Consider the following 22,394-nt stretch of genomic DNA (forward strand, 5'->3'; position numbering starts at 1 on the left):
GGGGGTTACCGCGCTTGTGATTGAGTGGTCTCATGTCATTTCGCTGGTCAGCACAAGCAACCCGAACCACCTCCGCAGTCGCTTTAAGCGGATTGCTCCTGGCCAGCGCCGCAAAGCACTTCCGCAATCCCAAGTTCTACTATCCTGTGGTTCCGGATTACCTGTGCCGCAAGGATGAGCCGGGCAGCCTTCCCAACGGTCCCCTGGCAGTTATGTCCCGCGAGGAATGGGTTGCGTCGTCGGGCCTGCTTGAGGTGGCCGCCGCCGTCGGGCTTTTGATTCCGGCGACGCGAAAGGTTGCCGCGGACGCGACCACCGCGATGTTTGCTGCATTCCTTGCCGGGCATATTGATGCCCTGCGACGCGCCTACGGGCCCCATGGCACTGCCAATGAGCGCCGCATCCACACTGTTCGGCTGCCCCTCCAGATTCCACTCATCCTCTGGTCGTGGAGCCTGCGGAAATGACCAGCGGTCCTGCTCCCATGAAACTCAGGGAGTCGCCGGCGTTCAAAATCGCAGTCTCCCTGAGCATCGCCACGGGTCTTTACGGTGTGTCGTTCGGAGCCCTCGCGGTTGCGTCGGGATTTGATTTCTGGCAGACGATGGTGCTGAGCCTCCTGCTGTTCAGCGGCGGATCGCAGTTCGCGTTCATCGGCGTCGTGGCGGGTGGCGGCTCCGGGGTTGCGGCCATGACGGCCAGTGCCCTCCTGGGTCTCCGCAACGGCATTTATGGCATGCAGATCAATGCGATGCTGCGCCCCGGGGGTTGGAAACGTTACATCTCTGCGCACATCACCATCGATGAATCGACCGCTACGGCGTCCGGCCAGTCGGATCCTGACGAGCAACGGCGCGGTTTCTGGACTGCGGGCATCGGTATATTCATTTTGTGGAATATCTTTACGGCCATCGGGGCATTGGCCGGGGATGCCATGGGAGATCCTAAACAGTGGGGCTTGGACGGTGCTGCCGTTGCGGCGTTCCTGGCTTTGCTGTGGCCGCGGCTGAAAGGCCGCGAACCGTGGGCTATCGCCGCTGCGTGCGCCTTGGCCACCATCCTGGCCGTGCCGTTCGTGCCATCAGGGGTTCCCATTCTGGTGGCGGCCGTGGTGGCCGGTGTGATCGGCTGGTTCAGCCACGCCCGCATGGATGAAGGGCTTGAGCCGGATGTTGATCCCTACGCGGAGAAGCACCAGCGCGATCACGAGGGCAAGAAATGAACCTTTGGCTATGGATCCTTATCGCTTGCGCCCTGGCGTACCTCACCAAACTGGTGGGGTACTTTGTCCCGGCCAAGCTGCTGGAGAGTCCACGGATCATGCACGTGGCCGGCACCATGACCATTGGCTTGCTGGCGTCCTTGACGGCCGTGAACGCGGTGGCGTCGGGACAAGGCTTGGTCCTGGATGCCCGCATCGGAGCCTTGGTGGCGGCCGCCGTCGCATTGTGGCTTCGCGCGCCGTTCCTCGTAGTAGTCATTTCCGGTGCTGCTGCTGCGGCCGTGCTCAGGCTGCTGGGCTGGGGCTAAGAGCTAGACCGTCTCTGTAAACGTCACGCCCGGAATGCCCGACTGCTCCGGGAGCGGACGGGAAGGGCGTTCGGTCCGGATGGCATCCTCGATCAAGGCCACAGGGCGCTTCCAGGCCTCAGACCCGGGTTCCATGGTGTCCACCGCGCCGATGAGCATGGCCACCAGCCGGACCATGTCCTCAATGGTGATGTCGCGCCGCAATGAACCCTGGCCCTGGCCGCGCTCAAGCAGAGTGGCCATGGAACCGATGAGCCCTCCGGTGATGCCCATCAGGAGTCCGCGTCGGCCGGCGACGGCGTCCAGGAGGTTTGCGTCGTCGCTGGCTACCTTCATCACGGCATCGATGACGTTGATGAGTCCTTCGGCGGCGTCCATGCCGTCGAGCGCAGCTGCGGCCACCGGATCCACGTGCAGGCGCAATTGCCGGGACAGCGCGGCCAGGACCAGTTGCTCTTTGTCCGAGAAGTTGCGGAACAGCGTCGCGGGGCCAACTCCAGCGGTGGCGGCGATGGTCTGCAGGGGGACTTCGGGACCGTGTTCCCGGAAGCACTGCCTGGCAGCGGTAATGATTTTGTCCACATTGCGTGCGGCATCTGCCCTGAGGGGCTTGCGTTCAGAGGGCTGTTCCATGTTTGTCAGAGTAGCAATGCAGGCGTGCTGGCCCGTTGTTACGCGGGAGTACGTTGTTATATGACAAACCGGTACGTGAAACACTGGATTTCATGTTGCTTGCATTCTCTGTCGCGCCTTCGGGCCAGCCCGCTTCCGCCGCCAATGACGGACCCACCCCTGATGCCTCTGTGCACGATGCCGTTGCCGCGGCCGTCAAGATCGTCCGTGATTCCGGCCTGCCCAACCACACCGATTCCATGTTCACCACCATTGAGGGTGAATGGGATGAGGTATTCGACGTCGTCAAGCGTGCCACGGAGGCCGTTGGCCGCTACGGAAGCCGCGTCTCCCTGGTGATCAAGGCCGACATCCGCCCCGGCTACAGCGGTGAGCTCACCGGCAAAGTGGAGCGGCTCGAAGACGCCATTTCCGCCACGGACTAGATCCTTCCCCCGGGGTACGGCGAGTGCCAGACTGGGGGCCATGATTGAACACGTGACCGAACCCGGTTGGGTCGACGTCGAGCGTTACCTGACTGACGTCGTCGTCCGTCCCGATCCTGCCCATCAGCGTGCCCTGACGTCCGCCGTGGAGGCAGGCATGCCAGCCATCGAAGTGGCACCCAACGCGGGCAAGTTGCTGCGGATGCTGGTGCAGATGTCCGGGGCCAGGCGCGTCCTGGAGATCGGCACCCTTGCCGGATTCAGCAGCATCTGGATGGCGCAGGGACTGCCCGACGACGGCCGCATAGTGACGTGCGAATTCCTCCAAATGCACGCCGACGTGGCGCGCGCCAACATGGATGCCGCGGGGGTAGGGCACAAAGTGGACATCAGGGTGGGTGCTGCCTTGGACACTCTTCCCGCCTTGGCTGGCCAGGAATCGTTCGACTTTGTCTTCATCGACGCGGACAAGGAGAACGACTCGAACTACCTGGACTGGGCCATTCGGCTCGGCCACCCGGGCACGGTGATTGTGGTGGACAATGTCATCTGGGACGGTGCCATCCTTGAGCCCGGGCGGGACGAGGTCAATGCGCCGGGCATCGTGAAGGCATTGGAGATGATGGGGGAGGATCCCCGCCTGGACGCTACGGCCATTCAGACCGTCGGCAGCAAGGGCTGGGACGGTTTTGCGATAGCGAGGGTGCGGTAGCGCATGGATTTCACACTTCGCCCGGCAACGGTGGACGACGCCGAAGCCATGGCACTCATGCACGTCCAGTCCTGGAAAGAGAGCTACGGGCGCCTGCTGCCCCCTGAGTTCTTCGAGAAGCAGGAAGCTGCCTTGCCCCATAGGATCGAGCGGTACCGGGATTTCATCGCTGCGGGCCACACCCGGCTGTTGGCCCATGACTCCGAGGGGCACTTGGTGGGCCTTGGCGCGGCCGGTCCCGGACAAGATGAAGACAGCCCCTGCGAACGGGAACTTTTCATGCTCTATACCCTGGAGCGCATCCATGGCCGCGGGGTTGGGCAAGCGTTGGTGGACGCCTTGATCGGCGACGGACCTGCCTACTTGTGGGTCCTCGACGACAACCCCCGTGCCCAGGCCTTCTACCGGCGCAACGGATTCGCACCCGATGGCAAGCGGCAGCTCTGTGACCCGTCGTGGTTCTCGCTGCCGGAGCATCGGATGGTGCGGCTCTGAATGCTCACGAGCTGTTCCCAGAGCTGACCCATCTCGATATTGTGATCACGGGCGGTATGGACAAAGATCGTCCGGTTTGGAATCAGGTTCCGATCACCGGGGCCTGAGTACGCCATTCGATTCCCGGGAGGAAGCATGTCTGTTCCAGAGCAGGATCCAAGCCAAGGGGAAGGCCCCGCAGACGGCGGTGCAGCCGGAACCCCGGGCGTCCACGACGGCGGTGCCGATGGTGGCGCTGACGGCGGCGCTGATGGTGGTGCCGAAGGCCCCGCAGACGGCGGCGCGTCCGGAACGGCGGGCGTCCACGACGGCGGTGCCGACGGTGGCGCTGATGGTGGTGCCGAAGGCCCCGCAGACGGCGGTGCAGCCGGAACCCCGGGCGTCCACGACGGCGGTGCCGACGGTGGCGCTGATGGTGGTGCCGAAGGCCCCGCAGACGGCGGCGCGTCCGGAACAGCGGGCGTCCACGACGGCGGTGCGGACGGCGGTGCCGATGGTGGCGCTGATGGTGGTGCCGAAGGCCCCGCAGACGGCGGCGCGTCCGGAACAGCGGGCGTCCACGACGGCGGTGCGGACGGCGGTGCCGATGGTGGCGCTGATGGTGGTGCCGAAGGCCCCGCAGACGGCGGCGCGTCCGGAACAGCGGGCGTCCACGACGGCGGTGCGGACGGCGGTGCCGACGGCGGCGCTGATGGTGGCGCTGAAGGCCCCGCAGACGGCGGCGCTGACGGTGGCGCCGAACAGCGAGGCAACTAAGTTTGAGCTCAACCAGCACTGATGTCCAGGACCCCGGTGCGGTGAAGGGCGCCGGGGTCCTGGAAACACGCCTGATTGACATTGGCCGTGAGAAGTTCGCCAGTGACGTCTGGGGACGCACCGCGCTTCTCGCGCGCGGAGTCAGCGATTTCTCCGATGTCTTCTCTGCCAACGCCGTCGATGAATTGATTTCGCGTAGAGGGCTGCGGACGCCTTTCCTGCGCGTGGCCAAGGGTGGCTCTACACTTCCCGAGTCCTCGTTCACTTCCCCGGCAGGCGTTGGCGCAACCATCTCTGACCAACTGGATGACACGGAGCTTTGGCGCAAGTTCGCTGATGGTGCCACCTTGGTCTTGCAAGCGCTGCATCGCACTTGGGAGCCGGTGTCGAGCTTCAGCGCCCAGCTGAGCACTGAGCTGGGACACCCTGTGCAGGCCAACGCCTACATCACCCCACCTCAGAACCGTGGCTTCGACGACCACTACGACATCCACGACGTATTTGTGCTGCAGATCGAGGGAACCAAGCGCTGGATCATCCATGAGCCGGTCCACGTGGATCCGCTGCGCAGCCAGCCGTGGACCGACCGCCGCTCTGCCGTGGCCGAGGCCGCTGAAGGCACGCCATACATCGACACAGTCCTTGAGCCCGGCGATGTCCTCTATTTGCCGCGTGGGTGGTTGCATGCTGCCCAGGCACAGGGCAAGGTCTCCATCCATCTCACGTTGGGAGTTCACAGCTGGACCCGCCATGCCTTGGCCGAGCACCTCGTACAGGCTGCCCTTGCAGCAATGGGTGACGATCCTGAGATGCGCCGGTCCTTGCCGTTGGGTGTCGATGGACCCAACGGTGAGATCGATGCCGTCCGTGAACGTTTGGCGGCCGCCGTCCTGAAGGCCGATGCCACGGCGCTTTTCCACCGCACCCGGAGGGGACAGGGACGTCCGGCCCCGCTGGGTCCGGTGGCCCAGCTCGCCGCCGTCGAGAACCTTGGCGCTGACTCGTGGGTCCGGCTTCGAGATGCCCTGGAAGCTCGGCTGGAGGGTTCACGATTGACCACCCGGGTGGGTTGGCTCGACTTCCCTGAGGCAAATCTTCCGTCCGTGAGGCGCTTGCTGGACGGTGGGGATCACGTGGCGGCAGACCTCGGCCTTGAGCTCGTCGAAAGGCTGTTGCGCGCAGGAGTTCTTGTCCCCGTTGATCGTTGATGCCCCCGTGGCCGAGACGGAACGTTTCTTCTGTGCCAATAGCGCCCGGATGCGCGGCGACCCCATGGCAGGCACGGCCTCACCCGGCGTGGTGTGGGTTCTCATTGAGTACCGGGGTGGATGGCCACCCGAGGGCTTTGATGGCCTTGATCTGGAGGCTGGGACAAAAGCCCTCATTTCCTCAGCTGCGCGGACTGCGGGGGCACGGGTCCTGTTGGTGCGGCGCCCGGGCCCTCGTCGGCGCCCCGGACCCAGCCGCTGGGCCGTGCTGCGCCATGAAAGCCCGGGCGCCTATCAGCAGCTGTGGGGAACATGGGACCGGGACGAGGACCTTGCGGAAATAGTTTCTGCCTTGGCGGCTCCCGGTGAGCCCGGCTTTCCACCGGTCATCCTGGTCTGCGCTCATGGCCGGCATGACCCCTGCTGCGCGGTGCGTGGACGGCCCGTGGGACGCGCCCTGAGTGAGCGTTGGCCGGAGTTGGTGTGGGAATGCTCCCACGTTGGCGGTGACAGGTTCGCAGCTACCGCGGTGGTTGCTCCCGACGGCGTGTACTACGGCGGTCTCGACGTGGAGTCCTCCGTCGCCACGATTCAAGATCATCTGGCCGGCCGTATATCCGCGAAGTATCTCCGCGGATATACGGATCTCTTCCCACCGCAACAAGTTGCTGTCGCTGCCGTGCTGGAGCGTTTCGGCCCTGCCGGCCGGAATGATTTCCACGTCACTGAGACGCTGCGTGACGGGGACCGCTGGCGCATTCGTCTCACTGGAAGCCCGCCGCATCCGGCCCGTATCGATGTTGAACTGCTGGCCCACCGCGCACCGCCCTGCCAGCTGACCTGCCTGGCGCCGGCAGCGGGATCGGTGATGGTCTACCAGGCTACGTCCATCATCGGAACCTGACGCTTGCGGTCGGCCGGGTGAGCTTCCGGCCTATCCCTAACGCGGTTCCGGGTCCTCGGGCTGATTCAGCTCCAGGGGCGGGTCGAGGAGGCTTGGAGGCTTGGGTACGCGCGCCACCAGGAGGCAAACCACCGTCAGCCACGCAGCAACAACGGTCAAGACCTCCGCCCACACCAATTCACCAAGCTCCATGGAGTGATCTTATGGCCCAATCGGTCAAAGTTGTAAGCATCCTTACTACTGTGGTCGCTGTGGCGCTCCATTAGGCTTGACGCATGACTCAGGCAGGGCGGAAATAGTGGCGAAACGCGGTAAAAGGTCGACGGCGGGAGTCGTCGAGGTGCCCGCCGGTACCCGCCCTGACGGTCCGGTGGCGGGGGTCTACTACATCGACACCGGCGACTGCGAGCTCATCCAGGACCAGGACAACTCCAACGGCTGGCTACTGAAAATCAACGGTGTGATGAGCTCGCACATAGACCTCGCCGATCCGCTGTTCCTCGACTTCGAGTACATGCGCTGGATTGCGGCATTGGTGGAGTCCCGCTGGCCGCGGGAGCAGAAACCGAAGCTTCGTGCCCTGCACCTGGGCGGGGGAGCATGTTCCATGGCGCGCTACTTCCATGCCGCGTACCCCGAAGCCAGGCAGGTGGTGGTTGAACTTGATGGCAAGCTGGCCGACTACGTGCGCGGCTGGTTCGATCTGCCGAAGGCCCCGCTGTTGAGGCTCCGTGTTGGAGAGGCCCGGCAAGTGACCGAATCCCTCACCCCGGACACCCGGGATCTCATCATCCGGGACGTCTTTGCCGGAGCCTTCACGCCCCGGGCCCTCACCACCCGCGAATTCACGGCCCATGCGGACGCAGTCCTCGCCCCCGATGGCCTCTATGTGGTCAACTCAGGCGACGCGCCGGACCTGAAGAACGCCAGGGCAGATGCTGCCACCATTGCGGACACGTTCCAGCACACCATGATCATCGCCGACCCCGCCATGCTCAAAGGCCGCCGCTACGGCAACATGATCATGGCGGGCAGCCACGCACCGTTCGGCGACGACCCCACGCTGGCCCGGAAGCTCCTGGGCGGCGGAGTTCCGGCGCATATCTGGGATGATGCCAAAGTGCGCGCCTTCGCCGCCGGAACGCCGGTCCGGCATGACCCCGTTCCACCGCCGGAGCCTGCCTCAACTCCTGCTGAGTGAGCTGTTCCAGGCCTCCCACAGAGTGGCGTATCGGCCGCCGTTAGCCAGCAGTTCCTGGTGCGATCCGGACTCGACTATCCGGCCGTGCTCCATCACCACGACGGTGTCCGCAGAAGCAGCCTGGCTCAAGCGGTGCGCGATCACCACGGAAGTCCGCCCTGCCAATGCGGCTTCGGCGGCCTGATCCAGCATGGTGGCGGACCCGGTGCCGGCTTCTGCGGTGGCTTCGTCCAGGACCGCAATGGGCGGGTCCTTGAGCTTGAGCCGTGCCAGAGCCAACTGTTGCGCCTGCTCGGGCGTGAGCTGGTGGCCACCGGCGCCTACGGAAGTCTCCAGGCCGTCGTCGAGCGTTTCCACCCAGGCAGCCCCAACTGCTTTCAGGACGCACGAAAGTTCCTCCGCAGAAGCGCCGGGTTTGGCGAGCCGTAGGTCCTCGGCGAGTGTCCCGGAGAAGACGTGCACCTCTTGGCTGACCATCGCGATCCGATCGTGCAGCTCAGCCGGGGCGGCACTGGCCGAGTCCAGGCCACCTACCCAAGCGGTGCCGCTGTCCGGGTGTTCCAAGCCCATGATGACCTTGGCCAGGGTGGTCTTGCCCGCGCCTGAGGTGCCCACAATCGCCACGCGCTCACCGGGCTTCACGGTGAGGGAAACGGCGTTCAGCGCGGGGCGCTGCCCGGGATAGGAGAAAGTGACGTCGTTCAGCACAACGCCTGCGCTGGCTACCGCCGCCGGAGCATGGGTAGCCGCCGGCCCGGGGGACATGGTCAGACCGAACATCCGGCCCAGCCCGGCAGCGGCTTTCTGGAGCTCGTCGAACTGTCCCAGGACCAAGCCGATCGGATCGAAGAGCCGGTAGAAATACAGTGCGGCCGCCGTGGCTGCACCGATGGTCACGGCGCCCTCGGCGTGCAGCCAGAATCCCACCACCAGCACCGCGGACAGGCCGATGAGTTCAGCAAGGTTGAGGCGGTTGTAGAAGCGGGTCAGGTAGTTGACGCCTTTAAGGGCATGGCCGATGTTTTCCCGGGAAGCCGCCGCCACCAGCCCGGCGTGATGTTCCCCGAGCCCCAAGGCCAGGACCGAGGGGGAGCCGTGGACCGTCTCGATGATCTGTTCTGTCCTGTTGGCCTCGGTGATCCGGACCGTCCGGTAGATGGGGGCGGTCCGCTTGAGGAACCAGCGCAAGGTGAACACCTGCAATGGCGCGGCAATGAGCACCGCCACCGCGAAGCGCCAGTCAATCACGCCCAAGCCCAGCAACGTGACAGCGATGGTGAAGGCGGCGCTGGTGAACGCGGGAAGGACACCCGAAATCGCCTCGCTGACGGCTTCAACGTCTCCGGACACGCGGGCCACGACGTCACCGATGCCCGCCTTTTCGATGTGCGCGAGCGGTTTGCGGACAGCTGCCGCGAACACTTCCTCGCGCAACCCGGCCAAGGCTTCCTCACAGATCCGGGCCAGCAGGTTCTGGCCAAGGATTCCCAGCAGGGCACCCAATCCACCGGCCACCAGAAGCCCGATTGCCAGCCAGAGCAGCCACATGACGTCTCCGCCGCTGGCTGCAATATTGACCATGATGCCCAGGATGGCCGGTGCTGCCAGTCCGCAGCAGGACGCTGCCAGCAGCACCAGGATGGTGATGGTCAGCCTGCCGGGCCGCTGCGCCAACAGGCGCCACATGGCCTTCCGGGTCTCGCGGGGTGTGGCAATGGGAAGGATATCGGTGCTCAAGAGCCCACCACCTCGCGGTATCCGGCGGACGTAGCCAGCAGTTCGCGGTGCGTGCCGCTTTCAGATGCTGCGCCGCCCCCGCCCATCACCACCCGATCGCAGACAGCCAGCAGCGTGGGACTGGTGGTCACCAGCACCAAGGCCTTGTCAGGGAAGTTCCGCAGGCCATCGGCGATCACCGCTTCCGTGGCGGTATCGACGGCGGTGGTGGGATCGTGCAGCACCAGCACCGGTTGCTTTTGGTGCAGGGAACGGCCCAGGACCAGCCGCTGCCGCTGGCCGCCGGACAAGCTTTGGCCGTGCCCGGTGAGTACAGTTTCGGTGCCTTCGGGCAGCTGCGACACGAAGTCCCCGACGGCGGCGGCCGCCATGGCGCGTTCCTCCAGCCGGGCGTCGGCTGTTGCGACATTCGCGCGGACACTGCCGTGGAAAAGGACGCCATCGTGGCTGTCGGCGAACACCCTCGAACGGACGTGGACAGGATCCAGGTCTGCAGCGTCCTGGCCGTCGATGGACACCAGACCACGGGGTGCGGGTGTGCGGAAGCCCAAAGTGTCCACCAAGAGCCGTGCCTGCGTTCCGTTCGGAAGGACGACGCCCACGATTTCTCCGGCTGACGCCGTGAAGGGCGGGAACGCCGCGTCATCGGAGCCGGAGCGGAGTTCAAGCAGCGGGGCTGCCTCCAGCAGCGGGGCGACTGCCGAAGCTGAGCCGGCAGCCGTCGTCGTGCGTTCCTTCGGCTCAGGTGCGGGCACCGCGTCGGGTTCCGCGAGCAGCACGGCTATGCGTGCGGCGGAGGCGCGCTTGCGGGCGAGTTCCACGCTGAGGAAGCCAAGCGCGGCCATGGGTCCCTGGACGAATTGGGCCACGCCAACAACTGCCACTAGCTGCCCAACTGTGATGCTTCCCTGGACGGCAAACCAGGCGGCGAAGAAGGCGATGCCGGCCAGGAAGGCAGCGGAGAGAGCCGTGCTGGCGCCGTTGTAAGCGGACCGGGACCGAACAGCCCTCAGCCCTGCCAGCAGTGATGTCCGGCTGGCGGCCTTGTAGCGGGACACCGCGGCTTCCTCGGCTCCGAGGCCTTTGAGGGGCCGCGATCCCGTGACGAAGTCCGTTGCGAGTGCGCCCGCGCGGGCTGCGGAAGATTGCTCCACGTCACTGCGGTCCTCAAGGGGCTTGGTGAGGCGATGCATCACCACCAGCATGATGGGGGTGGCCACCAGGACGGCGATGCCCAGTGGAACAGAAATCAGCAGCAGGGTCACGGCCGATGTCACCACGCCGGCAGCGGCCGCGAGTCCGCCACCGATGAGCCAGGACAAGCCTGCAACCCTGTCTGCGTCAGAGGAAGCGATGGCCACAATTTCACCGGGCGCTCGCCGGGCGGCCATGCCCCGCGGGTGAAGGGTCCGCTCCACCGCGAGCTGCCGGAGGTCATGGGAACCGTAAAGGAAGGACCGGTTGGTGGCCAGGGTGCCGATGCGCCAGGAAAGTGCCAGCACCACGAAGACGACCGCCAAGGCGCCAATCCACCAAAGGAGCGCGCCGGCGTCGTGCGGTGAAATCGCGTTGTCCACGGCGGCTCCGATGGTGGCCGGAACCAAAGCCTCGCTGACCTGGTGCAAAACGAGGCCGGCGCAGCCCACCAACAGGAGCTTCCAGCGGCGATTGGCGAACAAAGTGAAAGTGAAGAGACGGGAAACCGTCCAGGGTGCTTGCTTGTTACGCCCAGGCGGGCAGGACGGAGTGGCGGAACTGGAGGGCATGCTTACCATAGTAAGGCTCACCTAACTTCGAGAAGGCCAGATGACCCGCCAAGCTATATCGCAATCCGGACAGGCAGCTCCCCAGTTGGACGTCCAGGTGGAACAGCAGTTGGATGCCCCGGTTGAGGGCCGGACGTCGTCGCAGGTCTACGGCGTCTACACGGGATACTTTGAGTGCCCCACTCCTGCCACCTGGACTGACCACGTCCACGATACCCATGAGCTGTTGTGGGGTGCCCGCGGTGTGCTGACGGTGGAGGCCGATGGCGGACTCTTTGCCGTCCCTGCCACGCTGGGGCTGTGGATTCCGGCCGGCGTGGTGCACGCTGTGAAGTCCACCCAGGGGACAGGCTTCTACTGCTCGCACATCAATGCCAGGGTGGCGCCGCAGTTGGAAAGCCGCACGGTGGCCGTTACCGTGCCCACCGCCGCGCAGGAACTGCTGCGCCACATGAGCAAGTTCGACATGGACGATTCCATCCGCAAGCGCTCGGAGCAGGTGGTGGTGGGCCTGCTGGAGGTGGTGGACGCACGGCCCATGCTGCTGCCCATGCCCGTGGACCCTCGCCTGGAGCGAATTGCGCGTGCCCTCCTGGATGACCCTGCCCTGGACCGCTCGCTGGAGGAATGGAGTGTGGAAGTGGCCATCAGTGTCCGGAACCTGTCCCGCCTGTTCCATAAGGAAACGGGGATGACTTTTGCCCAGTGGCGCATCCATGCCCGCATGCGTGTGGCCCTGGGGCTCCTGGCGGCCGGTTACCCGGTTTCCACGGTCAGCCGGAGGGTGGGCTATAACAATCCCAGCGCCTTTGTCCAAGTGTTCCGAAAGGTGATGGGGCACACTCCAGGCTGGTACGTCTCCTCGCTTAAGGCCGGAAACCACCAGTCTTTGGCCGGTTCCGAATAGAATCGAGCGGTTTTCTGCATGGACTCGTTGTTAGGGTAGGTATACCTAACTTCGGCGGCCTGCCGAGATAACCTGCGGCCGCTACCGGGAGCTCTCCGTCTCCCCTGAGAATCAAGAGGACCGCAGTGATTTCACGCTCTAAAACCATGTCTGCCGCCGTTGCGGCCTTGGCTTCCGCAGCCCTGCTTCTGAGTGGTTGCGCCACCACCGATGCCAGCGCCACCACCAAATCCGAAACCCGGACGGTCCAAAGCGAGGTCAAAGAAGTAGTCATGCCGGCCGAGCCGAAGAAAGCCCTGGGCATGTACACCACGGACCTGGACATGCTCATCACCCTCGGCATTCCGCTGGCCAGCCAGCAACCCATTCGTGACAGCGGCTACAAGGGCTTCCCGTACTTCTTCGACCAAAAGGCGTTGGAGGGCATCACGCCGTTCACCAACTACCCGGAATTCAACTTCGAGGCCATTCTCAAAGCACAGCCCGACGTCATCCTGAACGGCCTGGGCTATGAGAAGGAGCTTGACGGCAAGCTCTCCGACATCGCCCCGACGTACACCTTCAACGGCTTCGACGGCAGCGACTGGCGCACCAAGTTCAAAACCGTAGCCGAGGCTTTCGGCAAGACCGAGCAGTACCAGGCCTGGATGGACAAGTACCAGGCCAAGGTTGATGACGTGAAGAAGCGTCTGGCCGAGGCCGGCAAGAGCAACATGGTGATCGGCCCCGTGGACTACTACGAGGACCAGGTGACGGTCAGCTGCTACGGAACGCCGTGCCTGGTCATCAAGGACCTCGGCCTGAAAGTTTCCCCGCTGGCCGACGGCGAAGGCGCCAAGCTGAGTGCCGAGCAGCTCGAACAGCTCAACGGCATCGACGCCATCATCACCACCGAGGTCCCCGAAAAGGACGGTGCCAACCCGGATGCCTTCGCTCCGCTGGCCAACAACAAGCTGTGGACCTCGCTGCCATTCGTGGCCAACAAGCAGATCCACACCTATGACCTCGAAATGATCTACGGCTCGCCCAGCGGCCAGTACGCACTGCTGGAGAAGTTCGAAAAGGCGCTCCTGTCATGATGAGCATCTACCGCGCTGAGGTCATTTCCACCCGCCTGCTGACTCCGGGAATGGTCCGGATAACCTTCGGCGGCTCCGGCCTGGCTGGCTTCGACACCACGGGTGTCGGCGACGAATACCTCCGCGTCTTCCTGCCCGATCCGGGCACGCATGAAGCACGCCTCCCCATTTCCACAGGGGACTCCTGGGATTGGTCCGAAGGCGTCGAACCGTCCGCCATGCGGACGTACACGGTCCGCGCTGTGGACTCCGCCGCAGGAACCGTGGACATCGACTTCGTAGTTCACGACGGCGGATTGGCAGCTTCCTGGGCGCAGCGCGCCCAGGTGGGTGACGTCGTCGGGCTCAACTCGCCCACTGGACTGTACGAACCGCCGGCCGGGCTGCAGTGGCAGATCCTGCTGGCCGACGCCACCGGCCTCCCGGCAGTCGCGCGCCTCGTGGAGCAGACGCCGCCCGGTGTTCGCACCCGTGTCCTGATCGAGGTTGAGGATCCATCGCACCAACAGGAACTCGCCCTCGGCGCCGGAACCGAAGTCGCCTGGATTTACGGCGGGAACGGCCACAGCCAGTCCCGACTGGATGAGGTCCTGCGCTCCATGGAGCTCCCCGGCGGGGTGGGCTACATCTGGGTGGCCGGCGAAACCAAGGTGCTGCGCGGAATCCGCAAGTACCTCCGGCATGAGAAGAAGCTCACGCCCGAGTCCTACAAGCTGATCGGCTACTGGACGGACAAGAGCGAGGCTTGGGAAGAGCGCTGGGAAAACCTCGACGCCGAAACCCGCCGCTGGTTCGACGATCTCTGGTCCAACGAGAAGCGCGATCGCGAGGAAATCGTGGACCTGCAGGACGCCAAGTTCGAATTGCTGGGCCTCTAAATGGCGTCCGGAACCATGGCGCCGCGTTCTGTTGCAGCTGAGGTGCAGGACGCGGTGCCGGTTTCCACTTCGGACGCACGCCCGGCCGGCTTGGTGGCGGTGAACCGCTACCGGCTACTGGGTCTTCTCGCGGCAATTGGCGCATTGGTGCTGGTGCTGTGGCTGAGCCTGGTGGTGGGCTCCAAGGACGTGGACATGGCCGCTCTCTGGCCCGCCATCACTGCCTACGACGGCTCGCCGGAACACGTCATCATCCACGACCTCCGCCTGCCCCGAACGGCGACGGGCGTGGTGGTTGGCATTGCCCTGGGACTGTCCGGGGCACTGATCCAGGCGTTGACACGCAACCCGTTGGCGGACCCCGGCATCCTGGGCGTCAACGCGGGTGCCGGGTTCTTTGTGGTCCTCGGCGTTGCGATCTTCGGAGTCACCAGCATCCAGGAGTACATCTGGTTCTCCTTCGCCGGTGCCGTAGCGGCCACCGTGGCCGTGTACTTCATCGGGTCACGGGGAAGGGGCGGGGCAACCCCACTCCGCCTCACCCTTGCAGGGGTTGCCCTCGGAGCCGTGCTGGGCGGCATCTCGTCCGGCATCACGCTGCTTCGCCCTGCCGTTTTCGACAGCATGCGCAGTTGGAGCGCCGGAACGTTGAGCAACAGAACGTGGGAGATCTTCACCACCGGGGCGCCGTTCATCCTTATTGGGACGCTCATCGCCCTCGCCATGGCCCGGCCCTTGAACGCCGTGGCCATGGGCGACGACACCGCCAAGTCCCTCGGTGCCAACATCGTTCGCACCCGGGTTTGGACCATCGTGTCAGTGACCCTTCTTTGCGGCGCCGCGACGGCAGCCGCCGGCCCCATCGGATTCGTGGGACTCATGGTCCCGCACGTAGCCCGATGGATCGTCGGTCCGGACCAGCGCTGGATACTGGCCTACACCCTGGTGCTCTCGCCAGTGCTGCTCCTGGTGTCCGACATCCTGGGGCGCCTTGTTCTCCGTCCCGGCGAAATGCAGGTAGGAATCATCACCGCCTTCGTTGGCGCACCCGTCCTCATCTGGCTCATCCGACGCCGGAAAGTGAGCACCCTGTGATGCGCACCGATCCCGTGCCGCCCATCAAGCAGGCCCCGACCATCAAGCAGGTCCCGCCCATCGACTTCGGTCGTCCCACCGTCGCCATCCGCCGCTTTGGCGGCCGCGTCTCACTCCGCGTGGACGTCCGCACCCTGGTTGTCACCGCCGTCCTGTTTGCCGCCGCACTGGCGCTCGCCGTCGTCGCCCTTGGCTTGGGCGAGTTCAGCATTGCGGTACAGGACGTTGTTTCGGCGTTGCTGGGCCGGTCCAGCGGTGCCGTGCACATGGTGGTGGTGGACTGGAGATTGCCCCGCGTCCTCCTGGCCCTGTTATTGGGGGCGGCCATGGGGGTCAGCGGGGCAATCTTCCAATCGCTGACCCGCAACGCACTGGGAAGCCCGGACGTGATCGGCTTCAACACTGGTGCTTACACGGGCGCGCTGGTGGTCATCCTACTGATGGGTGGAGGCTACTTTGCTGTGTCTGCCGGCGCGCTGGTGGGTGGGCTGGTGACGGCCGCGCTGGTTTACCTGTTCGCCTACAAAAAGGGCATCCAGGGGTTCCGGCTCATCATCGCCGGCATCGCAGTGAGCGCCATGCTGGCGTCGGTGAACACCTTCATGATCCTCAAGGCGTCCTTGGAGCAGGCCATGTCTGCTGCCGTCTGGGGTGCTGGATCCTTGAACAAGCTCGGCTGGGAGCAGGTGCTGCCGGTGGTGATCGTATTCGTCGTGCTGCTGGCTGTGCTGTCCTTGTACGGCAGGCGATTGGGCCTTTTGGAAATGGGCGACGACACCGCCCGGGCCTTGGGCGTTCGGCTGGAAGGCTCGCGGCTGGTCCTCGCAGTGGTGGGCGTGGCTTTGACGGCAATGGTCACCGCTGCTGCCGGCCCGATCGCTTTTGTTTCCCTGGCCGCGCCGCAGTTGGCCCGCCGCCTCACCAAGTCCGCGTCCGTGGGAATGGTTCCCTCTGCTGCCATGGGTGCGTTCCTCTTGGTGGCCAGCGACATCGTGGCGCAGAACCTTTTTGCGCCCATCCAACTGCCCGTAGGCGTAGTGACCGTCAGCATCGGCGGCTGCTATCTCGTATGGCTCCTGGCCCGTGAGGTGAAGCGGCAATGAGTGAAGAATTGAAGGAGATTGCTGTGACTGATGTGTTGGATGTTTCTGTTTCTGTTGGCTCGGCGCTGGGATCTGGCTCGGCGCCGGCACGTGGTTCGCGGCTCAGCGCCGAAGGCGTGAGCCTCGGCTACGCCGGACGAACAGTGTCGGAGTCGCTTGATGTGCGCATTCCCGATGGCGGGTTCACGGTGATCGTGGGACCCAACGCCTGCGGAAAGTCGACGCTCCTGCGGGCGCTGTCCCGGCTGCTGGAGCCCACCTCGGGGTCCGTGCTTTTGGACGGCAAGAGCATCTCCTCCTACGGGGCCAAGGAAGTGGCGCGACGGTTGGGACTCCTGCCGCAGACCTCCATAGCGCCAGATGGGATCACCGTGGCGGACCTTGTGGCCCGGGGACGCTACCCGCACCAGAAGTTGCTGCGTCAATGGTCCGAGGCGGATGAGGCGGCCGTCGTTGCTGCACTCCAAGCTACCAACGTGACATCGCTGTCCGGCCGTTTGGTGGACGAGCTCTCCGGCGGGCAGCGGCAGCGTGTGTGGGTGGCCATGGTCCTGGCCCAACAAACCCCTTTATTGCTCCTGGATGAGCCCACCACGTTCCTGGATATCGCGCACCAGATCGAGCTCTTGGAGCTGTTTCGGCGGCTCAATCGCGAAGGCAACACCCTGGTGGCCGTGCTCCACGATCTCAATCACGCCTGCCGCTACGCCACGCATCTCATCGCCATGAAGGACGGGGCAGTAGTTGCGGAGGGCCGACCCGCCGATGTGGTGACTGCGGAGCTGGTGGAGCGCGTCTTCGGTCTGCCGTGCATCGTGATCGACGACCCCGTGAGCCACACGCCGCTGGTGATCCCGCTGGGGTCCTGATTCCCCCGCGTTAGGCGGCCCCCAGCAGCTGCTCCCGTCGGCTTTCCGTCTCCTCCCGCAAGGCCTGCACGACGGCGGCTACGGCGGGGCGGCGCATGGAGTCCGGCCGGAGGACCATCCAGTAGGGGAGGAGTTCCGCGAAGTCGGCTGGCAGGAGACGCACCAAATCCGTGTGCCGATCAGCCATGAAACAGGGCAGGAATCCGATGCCGGCCCCGGCCCGGGTGGCTTCGACATGGACGAAAACGTTGGTTGAACTGAGGCCATCGCGCATGGTGGGGACCAGCCGGCGGGGAGCGTCCAGGTCGTCCACCTGCAGCATCGAATCCACAAAGTAGACCAGTTGGTGCTGCGTGAGTTCCTCGACGCTGGCGGGCGTGCCGTGGTCCGCCAGGTAGGCGCGCGACGCGTACATTCCCAGCCTGTACTCACCAAGCCTGATGGCCTCTGCGCGGTGCACCTGTGGCGTCCCCACCACCACCTCAATGTCCAGGCCCGATCGCTGTTGCAGGGCACGTCGCGTCACCGTGACGATCTCGACGCTGAGGCCGGGGTGATCGCTTCGCAGGCGGGCTACCGCCGGGGCCGCGATATAGGCGCTGAACCCATCAGTTGCGGTCATGCGTACGACGCCGGTAATGGGGTCGGGTGCGCGGTCGCTGGGTCCCAGTGCGCCCACCGCAGCTTCGATCCGCTCTGCAACCTGCACGGCTTCGGCGCCCAACTCCGTCACTTCCCAGCCGCCGGCCGCACGCGCGAGAACCCGGCCACCCAAGGACTTCTCCAGCGCCGCTATCCTGCGCGAAACGGTGGTGTGGTTCAGTCCCAAGGCTTGTGCCGCCGTCGTAAATTTTCCTGAACGTGACACGGCGAGCAAGATGAGGAGGTCGTCCGGGTTCGGTTTCATATCTGCAATTTTGCACATACTCAGTGCCACTTTGGTTATTGAGACGCAGCAAATCTGCGGCAATACTCAGTGGAGCATTTCGTGTTGTGGATCACATCACGTTCACAAGGGTCAAAGAGGACACTGAGGAGATGGATATGAGCGTAGAACAGCGCTCCGCATCAAGAGCCGGGAAAGATGCTGGAAAAGGCTCCGGCCTGAAGAAGATCGTCGCGGCCTCGATGGTGGGCACCGTGGTGGAGTGGTACGAGTTCTTCCTCTACGCCACCGCCGCCACACTGGTATTCGGCAAGTACTTCTTCCCCAGCACCGGCAACGAACTGGACGGCATCATCCAGGCCTTCATCACCTACGCTGTAGGTTTCGTTGCCCGGCCGTTGGGCGGAATCGTTTTCGGCCAGATCGGCGACAAGCTGGGCCGCAAGCCCACACTGCAGCTGACCATCGTGATCGTGGGCGTCTCCACGTTCCTGATGGGCTGCCTCCCCGGCTTCATGGACATCGGCTACTGGGCACCCGCCATGCTGGTGGCGCTCCGCTTCATCCAGGGCTTCGCGCTCGGCGGCGAATGGGGCGGTGCTGTCCTCCTCGTGGCAGAACACAGCCCCAACAAGTCGCGCGGGTTCTGGTCATCCTGGCCGCAGGCCGCAGTTCCGGTGGGTAACCTCCTGGCCACGCTGGTCCTGTTCGTCATGTCCACCACCCTCAGCAGCGAAGCGTTCCTCGGCTGGGGCTGGCGCGTCGCGTTCTGGCTCTCCGCAGTGATCGTGTTCGTCGGCTACTACATTCGCACCCACGTCACCGAGGCGCCGATCTTCCTCGAAGCCAAGGCACAGGTGGAGGAGTCCAAAGCCATCAGCTACGGAGTTGGCGAGGTCATCCGCAAGTACCCCAAGGGCATCCTGCAGGCGATGGGTCTGCGCTTCGCGGAGAACATCATGTACTACCTCGTGGTGAGCTTCGCGATCGTTTACCTCAAGAGCGTCCATAAGTACGACACGTCCTCGCTCCTGCTGGCACTCCTGATCGCCCACGTCATCCACTTCCTGGTCATCCCGCAGGTGGGACGCCTGGTGGACTCGTGGGGACGCAAGCCCGTGTACTTGGTGGGCGCCATCACCGGCGCAACCTGGCCGTTCTTCGCCTTCCCCATGTTCGACACCAAGAACGCCGTGATCATCGTGCTCGCCGTGACCATCGGCCTCTGCCTCCACGCGTTCATGTACGCCGGGCAGCCGGCCATCATGTCCGAGCTCTTCCCCACCCGCATGCGCTACTCGGGTGTCTCGCTCGGCTCGCAGGTCACATCCATCTTCGCCGGCTCACTCGCACCGCTGCTGGCCACCCAGTGGCTCAAGGACACCGGATCCTGGGTTCCCACCGCGATCTACCTGGTGGTCGCCTGCGCCATCACCGTCGTCGCCGTCGTTTCGCTGAAGGAAACCAAGGGCATCGCGCTGGAGGCCGTGGACCAGGCGGACGCCGAGCGCCACGGACTGACCACTCCTTCCACTTCGAAAGGCTAGTTCCATGGACAACTCCTTGAACGGGCGCAAAGCACTGGTTACCGGCGGCGCGAGCGGAATCGGGGCCGCCTGCGCCCGGGCGCTCGCCGCCCGCGGGGCGAAAGTAGTAGTGGCCGACGTCGATGCCTCCGGAGCTGCAGCCCTCGCCGACGAGTTGGGCGGCACGGCCTGGACGGTGGATCTGCTGGACGTGGACGCGCTGGCCGCGCTCAGTCTGGACTGCGACATCCTGGTCAACAACGCCGGCATCCAGAAAGTTGCCCCCATCGAGGAGTTCGAGCCCGCGGAGTTCCGGCGGATCCTGGCCCTGATGCTGGAGGCCCCGTTCCTTCTCATCAGGGCCGCACTCCCGCATATGTACGCCAACGGGTTCGGCCGGATCATCAACATCTCTTCGGTCCATGGGCTACGGGCCTCCGCCTACAAGAGCGCGTACGTGTCCGCCAAACACGGCCTGGAGGGGCTCAGCAAGGTCACTGCCTTGGAGGGCGGCGAACGCGGGGTCACGTCCAACTGCATCAACCCCGGGTACGTCCGCACGCCGTTGGTGGAGAAGCAGATCGCCGATCAGGCCCGGCTTCACGGCATCCCCGAAGCCGAGGTCCTGGCCAAAGTGATGCTCACGGAGTCCGCGGTCAAGCGACTTGTGGAGGTGGAGGAAGTGGCGTCGTTGGCCGCCTGGATGGCCTCCGACGACGCCGGTATGGTCACCGGCGCAAGCTACACCATGGACGGTGGCTGGTCGGCCAGGTAAGGCGCGGCGGGCTGGTTCTGGCTGCGCGGGGTGACAGCGCCGACCCTCCGCGGGGTGACAGCGCCGACCCTCCGCGGGGTGACAGCGCCGCCCCTCCGCGGGGTGACCGCTTTCTGGGTCGGGGTGCCCGCTCGATTCAGTTGGAAACAACATTGGGCGTCATGGACGTGCCGGCTTCCCCGAGGCCATGAAGCAAGTAGAAGAAATGCTGTCCACCTTCGAACCGGCGAGGTGACAGATGATGCCTATGTTTGGGGGTTTTCCACATAGGCAACTTTGGATCTGATGTTCGGTCCGAGTCGCTGGAAGAGTGGCTCCATGGACGGATTGCAGGTACCAGAGCAGGCCACAGTGGCTTCACCGGCCATGGATCATGCCCCCGTCCCGGCCTCCTCAATAGTGGCTTCGGGAGGGGCTTGGGAAGAGACTCCGGGATGGGCTCCTGGAGTGCCTGTTCGCGGCTTGGGCGTTCGCGGTCTCATGCTTGCAGTAGCGTCCCTTCCGATCAGCGCCGACAGTTCGGAGCTGATCGATGAAATACGCGAACTTGAGGATCTGAAGTCCGCTGTTTCCGCCCGGCAGGCCAGGGCCGCAGTGGCACTTGACCTGGCGCAGCGATCCCAGCAGGCCGACGCCGGGGTTCCTGCGGCAGAGCATGGTGCAGGGGTTGCTGCGCAGGTGGCGTTGGCGCGGCGGGAGTCACCGAACCGAGGATCCAGGCTCCTGGGGTTTGCCAAAGCGCTGGTCACGGAGATGCCGCGGACCATGGCAGCGTTGGAGTCGGGCCAGTTGAACGAGTGGCGGGCCACACTGCTCGTGAAGGAAACAGCGTGCTTGTCCGTAGAGGACCGCGCCGCTGTCGACGAAGAGCTCGCCCCTGACGCCGGGACCTTCGATGGGGCCGGAGACAAAGCCATCATCGCAGCCGCAAAAGCCGCCGCGTATCGTCGCGACCCGCGGTCAGTGGCGCAGCGAGCAAGCCATGCCGCCACGGAACGGACTGTCGGTCTGCGCCCGGCACCGGACACCATGACCTACCTGACCGCCCTGCTCCCGGTCGCCCAAGGCGTGGCCGTCTATGCCGCGTTGACCCGGACGGCTGATTCAGTCCGGTCCAGCGGAGACGGGCGCACCCGTGGCCAAGTCATGGCAGACACCCTGACCGAGCGCGTTACCGGCACGCCGGGAGGTGTTTCAGGTATCAACCTCAACCTCGTCATGACAGACCGCACGCTTTTCCAGGGCGACCCCGAGCCTGCCCGGCTGGAAGGCTACGGAATCGTACCCTCGGAATGGGCCAGGGCGCTTTTGGTTGAGGAACAAGGCGGGTCTGAAGACCAGCCCCGCCGGGACGCGAATCCCTTGGTCGAGGGTCCCCGGGACGCGCATCTCCTGGCCGAGGGGCCCATGGCCGAGCATCCCGTGGCCGAGGGCCCCCGGGACGCGCATCCCTTGGTCGAGGGTCCCCGGGACCAGGACCTCGCGGATCGCAGCGAGTTTAAAGTGCTGCTCCGACGCCTCTACACCGCTCCCGGCAGCGGCGAGCTCCTGACCATGGACTCAAAAGCACGGTTCTTCCCTCAACGGTTGCGGCGCTTCATCCACATCCGGGATCACACATGCCGCACCCCGTACTGTGACGCGCCCATCCGGCACATAGACCACGTGGTTCCTTGGCATTCAGAAGGCAGCACGCACCTCCACAATGGGGCCGGGCTTTGCGAAGCCTGCAACCACACCAAGGAACATCCAGGCTGGGCCGCCAAGAGCATGCCCGGTGGCGTGCACACAATTCGCGTGAGCACTCCCACCGGGCATAGTTACGAATCCAAAGCACCACCGTTGCCGGGGCACAGATCCACCGGCGTCAGGATCCAGAGTGAATTCACCAACTAGAGCGAATTCACCA

General features: G+C 64.8%; 24 protein-coding genes. 18 read left to right on the forward strand and 6 right to left on the reverse strand.

Features of this window, described 5'->3' with window-relative positions:
* Positions 1-32: 32 nt before the first annotated feature.
* Genes BLW08_RS19495 through BLW08_RS19505 form a run of 3 tightly spaced genes read left to right on the forward strand, consistent with a single transcriptional unit; the run spans position 33 to position 1,530 of the window.
* A complete protein-coding gene (locus BLW08_RS19495; protein WP_091327381.1) occupies positions 33-467 on the forward strand; it encodes a DoxX family protein in 435 nt (144 codons plus the stop codon).
* On the forward strand, positions 464-1,222 hold the full coding sequence (locus BLW08_RS19500; RefSeq protein WP_091327384.1) for an AzlC family ABC transporter permease: 759 nt from the start codon (positions 464-466) through the stop codon (positions 1,220-1,222). The genes BLW08_RS19495 and BLW08_RS19500 overlap by 4 nt, the downstream gene beginning before the upstream one ends.
* Entirely contained in the window at positions 1,219-1,530 is a 312-nt protein-coding gene (locus BLW08_RS19505; RefSeq protein WP_090823678.1) for an AzlD domain-containing protein, read from the forward strand. Before BLW08_RS19500 ends, BLW08_RS19505 begins: the two co-directional genes overlap by 4 nt.
* 3 nt (positions 1,531-1,533) lie before the next feature.
* Here the strand turns inward: BLW08_RS19505 and BLW08_RS19510 are convergent, their stop codons facing one another.
* A complete protein-coding gene (locus BLW08_RS19510) occupies positions 1,534-2,163 on the reverse strand; it encodes a TetR/AcrR family transcriptional regulator (RefSeq protein WP_090823676.1) in 630 nt (209 codons plus the stop codon).
* 92 nt (positions 2,164-2,255) lie between these two features.
* On the opposite strand from BLW08_RS19510, the gene BLW08_RS19515 reads away from it, so the two are divergent.
* From BLW08_RS19515 to BLW08_RS19525, 3 genes are read left to right on the forward strand one after another with little or no spacing between them, the layout of a single operon-like run.
* On the forward strand, positions 2,256-2,588 hold the full coding sequence (locus tag BLW08_RS19515; RefSeq protein ID WP_090823674.1) for a thiamine-binding protein: 333 nt from the start codon (positions 2,256-2,258) through the stop codon (positions 2,586-2,588).
* 40 nt (positions 2,589-2,628) lie between these two features.
* The gene (locus tag BLW08_RS19520; protein ID WP_091327388.1) at positions 2,629-3,300 is read left to right on the forward strand and encodes an O-methyltransferase; all 672 of its coding nucleotides are present in this window, start codon (positions 2,629-2,631) and stop codon (positions 3,298-3,300) included.
* Positions 3,301-3,303: 3 nt separating this feature from the next.
* Entirely contained in the window at positions 3,304-3,795 is a 492-nt protein-coding gene (locus tag BLW08_RS19525; RefSeq protein ID WP_091327391.1) for a GNAT family N-acetyltransferase, read from the forward strand.
* A 93-nt stretch (positions 3,796-3,888) separates the two neighbouring features.
* On the opposite strand, the gene BLW08_RS23965 is transcribed toward BLW08_RS19525, so the two are convergent.
* Complete coding sequence (locus BLW08_RS23965) at positions 3,889-4,563, reverse strand: hypothetical protein (RefSeq protein ID WP_175538770.1); 675 nt, start codon at positions 4,561-4,563, stop codon at positions 3,889-3,891.
* On the opposite strand from BLW08_RS23965, the gene BLW08_RS19535 reads away from it, so the two are divergent.
* Both BLW08_RS19535 and BLW08_RS19540 read left to right on the forward strand, forming a co-directional pair.
* Positions 4,554-5,759, forward strand: a complete 1,206-nt coding sequence (locus tag BLW08_RS19535; protein ID WP_175538771.1) for a cupin domain-containing protein — start codon at positions 4,554-4,556, stop codon at positions 5,757-5,759. The genes BLW08_RS23965 and BLW08_RS19535 overlap by 10 nt on opposite strands.
* Complete coding sequence (locus tag BLW08_RS19540; RefSeq protein ID WP_254779980.1) at positions 5,740-6,663, forward strand: sucrase ferredoxin; 924 nt, start codon at positions 5,740-5,742, stop codon at positions 6,661-6,663. Before BLW08_RS19535 ends, BLW08_RS19540 begins: the two co-directional genes overlap by 20 nt.
* A gap of 36 nt (positions 6,664-6,699) precedes the next feature.
* On the opposite strand, the gene BLW08_RS23970 is transcribed toward BLW08_RS19540, so the two are convergent.
* Positions 6,700-6,855, reverse strand: coding sequence for a hypothetical protein (locus tag BLW08_RS23970; protein WP_175538772.1), 156 nt, complete (start codon positions 6,853-6,855; stop codon positions 6,700-6,702).
* Positions 6,856-6,961: 106 nt separating this feature from the next.
* Between BLW08_RS23970 and BLW08_RS19545 the strand changes: the two genes are divergently transcribed.
* Positions 6,962-7,864: a spermidine synthase gene (locus tag BLW08_RS19545; protein ID WP_091327397.1), complete on the forward strand. Its 903-nt coding sequence runs from the start codon at positions 6,962-6,964 to the stop codon at positions 7,862-7,864.
* Here the strand turns inward: BLW08_RS19545 and BLW08_RS19550 are convergent.
* Both BLW08_RS19550 and BLW08_RS19555 read right to left on the reverse strand, forming a co-directional pair.
* Positions 7,847-9,601 carry an ABC transporter ATP-binding protein gene (locus BLW08_RS19550; RefSeq protein ID WP_090823664.1) on the reverse strand — a complete coding sequence of 585 codons (1,755 nt, stop codon included), beginning with the start codon at positions 9,599-9,601 and terminating at the stop codon, positions 7,847-7,849. The two genes, BLW08_RS19545 and BLW08_RS19550, sit on opposite strands and share 18 nt — an antisense overlap.
* Positions 9,598-11,280, reverse strand: a complete 1,683-nt coding sequence (locus BLW08_RS19555; protein ID WP_254779981.1) for an ABC transporter ATP-binding protein — start codon at positions 11,278-11,280, stop codon at positions 9,598-9,600. Before BLW08_RS19555 ends, BLW08_RS19550 begins: the two co-directional genes overlap by 4 nt.
* Positions 11,281-11,407: 127 nt before the next feature.
* On the opposite strand from BLW08_RS19555, the gene BLW08_RS19560 reads away from it, so the two are divergent.
* From BLW08_RS19560 to BLW08_RS19585, 6 genes are all read left to right on the forward strand, one after another.
* Positions 11,408-12,274, forward strand: coding sequence for a helix-turn-helix domain-containing protein (locus tag BLW08_RS19560; RefSeq protein ID WP_254779982.1), 867 nt, complete (start codon positions 11,408-11,410; stop codon positions 12,272-12,274).
* Between the two features lie 125 nt (positions 12,275-12,399).
* Entirely contained in the window at positions 12,400-13,353 is a 954-nt protein-coding gene (locus BLW08_RS19565; RefSeq protein WP_254779983.1) for an ABC transporter substrate-binding protein, read from the forward strand.
* The gene (locus BLW08_RS19570; protein WP_091327403.1) at positions 13,350-14,231 is read left to right on the forward strand and encodes a siderophore-interacting protein; all 882 of its coding nucleotides are present in this window, start codon (positions 13,350-13,352) and stop codon (positions 14,229-14,231) included. Before BLW08_RS19565 ends, BLW08_RS19570 begins: the two co-directional genes overlap by 4 nt.
* The gene (locus BLW08_RS19575; RefSeq protein WP_091327405.1) at positions 14,232-15,326 is read left to right on the forward strand and encodes an iron chelate uptake ABC transporter family permease subunit; all 1,095 of its coding nucleotides are present in this window, start codon (positions 14,232-14,234) and stop codon (positions 15,324-15,326) included.
* A complete protein-coding gene (locus BLW08_RS19580; RefSeq protein ID WP_091327408.1) occupies positions 15,326-16,429 on the forward strand; it encodes a FecCD family ABC transporter permease in 1,104 nt (367 codons plus the stop codon). Before BLW08_RS19575 ends, BLW08_RS19580 begins: the two co-directional genes overlap by 1 nt.
* A complete protein-coding gene (locus tag BLW08_RS19585) occupies positions 16,426-17,298 on the forward strand; it encodes an ABC transporter ATP-binding protein (protein WP_091327410.1) in 873 nt (290 codons plus the stop codon). Before BLW08_RS19580 ends, BLW08_RS19585 begins: the two co-directional genes overlap by 4 nt.
* 10 nt (positions 17,299-17,308) lie before the next feature.
* Here BLW08_RS19585 and BLW08_RS19590 read toward each other — a convergent pair whose 3' ends face one another.
* Complete coding sequence (locus tag BLW08_RS19590) at positions 17,309-18,205, reverse strand: LysR family transcriptional regulator (RefSeq protein ID WP_091327412.1); 897 nt, start codon at positions 18,203-18,205, stop codon at positions 17,309-17,311.
* Between the two features lie 137 nt (positions 18,206-18,342).
* Between BLW08_RS19590 and BLW08_RS19595 the strand changes: the two genes are divergently transcribed.
* From BLW08_RS19595 to BLW08_RS19605, 3 genes are all read left to right on the forward strand, one after another.
* Complete coding sequence (locus BLW08_RS19595) at positions 18,343-19,731, forward strand: MFS transporter (protein WP_091327455.1); 1,389 nt, start codon at positions 18,343-18,345, stop codon at positions 19,729-19,731.
* 4 nt (positions 19,732-19,735) lie between these two features.
* Positions 19,736-20,485, forward strand: coding sequence for a 3-hydroxybutyrate dehydrogenase (locus tag BLW08_RS19600; RefSeq protein ID WP_017200737.1), 750 nt, complete (start codon positions 19,736-19,738; stop codon positions 20,483-20,485).
* Between the two features lie 480 nt (positions 20,486-20,965).
* Positions 20,966-22,381 (forward strand): HNH endonuclease, encoded by a 1,416-nt coding sequence (locus BLW08_RS19605; protein WP_091327414.1) that lies wholly within the window; start codon positions 20,966-20,968, stop codon positions 22,379-22,381.
* The last annotated feature ends 13 nt before the right edge of the window (positions 22,382-22,394 follow it).

The organism is Arthrobacter sp. cf158, from assembly GCF_900106835.1.
In the GTDB taxonomy this organism is placed as follows: domain Bacteria; phylum Actinomycetota; class Actinomycetes; order Actinomycetales; family Micrococcaceae; genus Arthrobacter.

Bases quoted from the DNA above. Each gene is read 5' to 3' on its own strand.
- BLW08_RS19495 (WP_091327381.1), top strand. From the start codon at position 33: ATGTCATTTCGCTGGTCAGCACAAGCAACCCGAACCACCTCCGCAGTC.
- BLW08_RS19500 (WP_091327384.1), top strand. From the start codon at position 464: ATGACCAGCGGTCCTGCTCCCATGAAACTCAGGGAGTCGCCGGCGTTC.
- BLW08_RS19505 (WP_090823678.1), top strand. From the start codon at position 1,219: ATGAACCTTTGGCTATGGATCCTTATCGCTTGCGCCCTGGCGTACCTC.
- BLW08_RS19510 (WP_090823676.1), bottom strand. From the start codon at position 2,163: ATGGAACAGCCCTCTGAACGCAAGCCCCTCAGGGCAGATGCCGCACGC.
- BLW08_RS19515 (WP_090823674.1), top strand. From the start codon at position 2,256: ATGTTGCTTGCATTCTCTGTCGCGCCTTCGGGCCAGCCCGCTTCCGCC.
- BLW08_RS19520 (WP_091327388.1), top strand. From the start codon at position 2,629: ATGATTGAACACGTGACCGAACCCGGTTGGGTCGACGTCGAGCGTTAC.
- BLW08_RS19525 (WP_091327391.1), top strand. From the start codon at position 3,304: ATGGATTTCACACTTCGCCCGGCAACGGTGGACGACGCCGAAGCCATG.
- BLW08_RS23970 (WP_175538772.1), bottom strand. From the start codon at position 6,855: ATGGAGCTTGGTGAATTGGTGTGGGCGGAGGTCTTGACCGTTGTTGCT.
- BLW08_RS19560 (WP_254779982.1), top strand. From the start codon at position 11,408: ATGACCCGCCAAGCTATATCGCAATCCGGACAGGCAGCTCCCCAGTTG.
- BLW08_RS19570 (WP_091327403.1), top strand. From the start codon at position 13,350: ATGATGAGCATCTACCGCGCTGAGGTCATTTCCACCCGCCTGCTGACT.
- BLW08_RS19575 (WP_091327405.1), top strand. From the start codon at position 14,232: ATGGCGTCCGGAACCATGGCGCCGCGTTCTGTTGCAGCTGAGGTGCAG.
- BLW08_RS19580 (WP_091327408.1), top strand. From the start codon at position 15,326: ATGCGCACCGATCCCGTGCCGCCCATCAAGCAGGCCCCGACCATCAAG.
- BLW08_RS19585 (WP_091327410.1), top strand. From the start codon at position 16,426: ATGAGTGAAGAATTGAAGGAGATTGCTGTGACTGATGTGTTGGATGTT.
- BLW08_RS19590 (WP_091327412.1), bottom strand. From the start codon at position 18,205: ATGAAACCGAACCCGGACGACCTCCTCATCTTGCTCGCCGTGTCACGT.
- BLW08_RS19595 (WP_091327455.1), top strand. From the start codon at position 18,343: ATGAGCGTAGAACAGCGCTCCGCATCAAGAGCCGGGAAAGATGCTGGA.
- BLW08_RS19600 (WP_017200737.1), top strand. From the start codon at position 19,736: ATGGACAACTCCTTGAACGGGCGCAAAGCACTGGTTACCGGCGGCGCG.
- BLW08_RS19605 (WP_091327414.1), top strand. From the start codon at position 20,966: ATGCTTGCAGTAGCGTCCCTTCCGATCAGCGCCGACAGTTCGGAGCTG.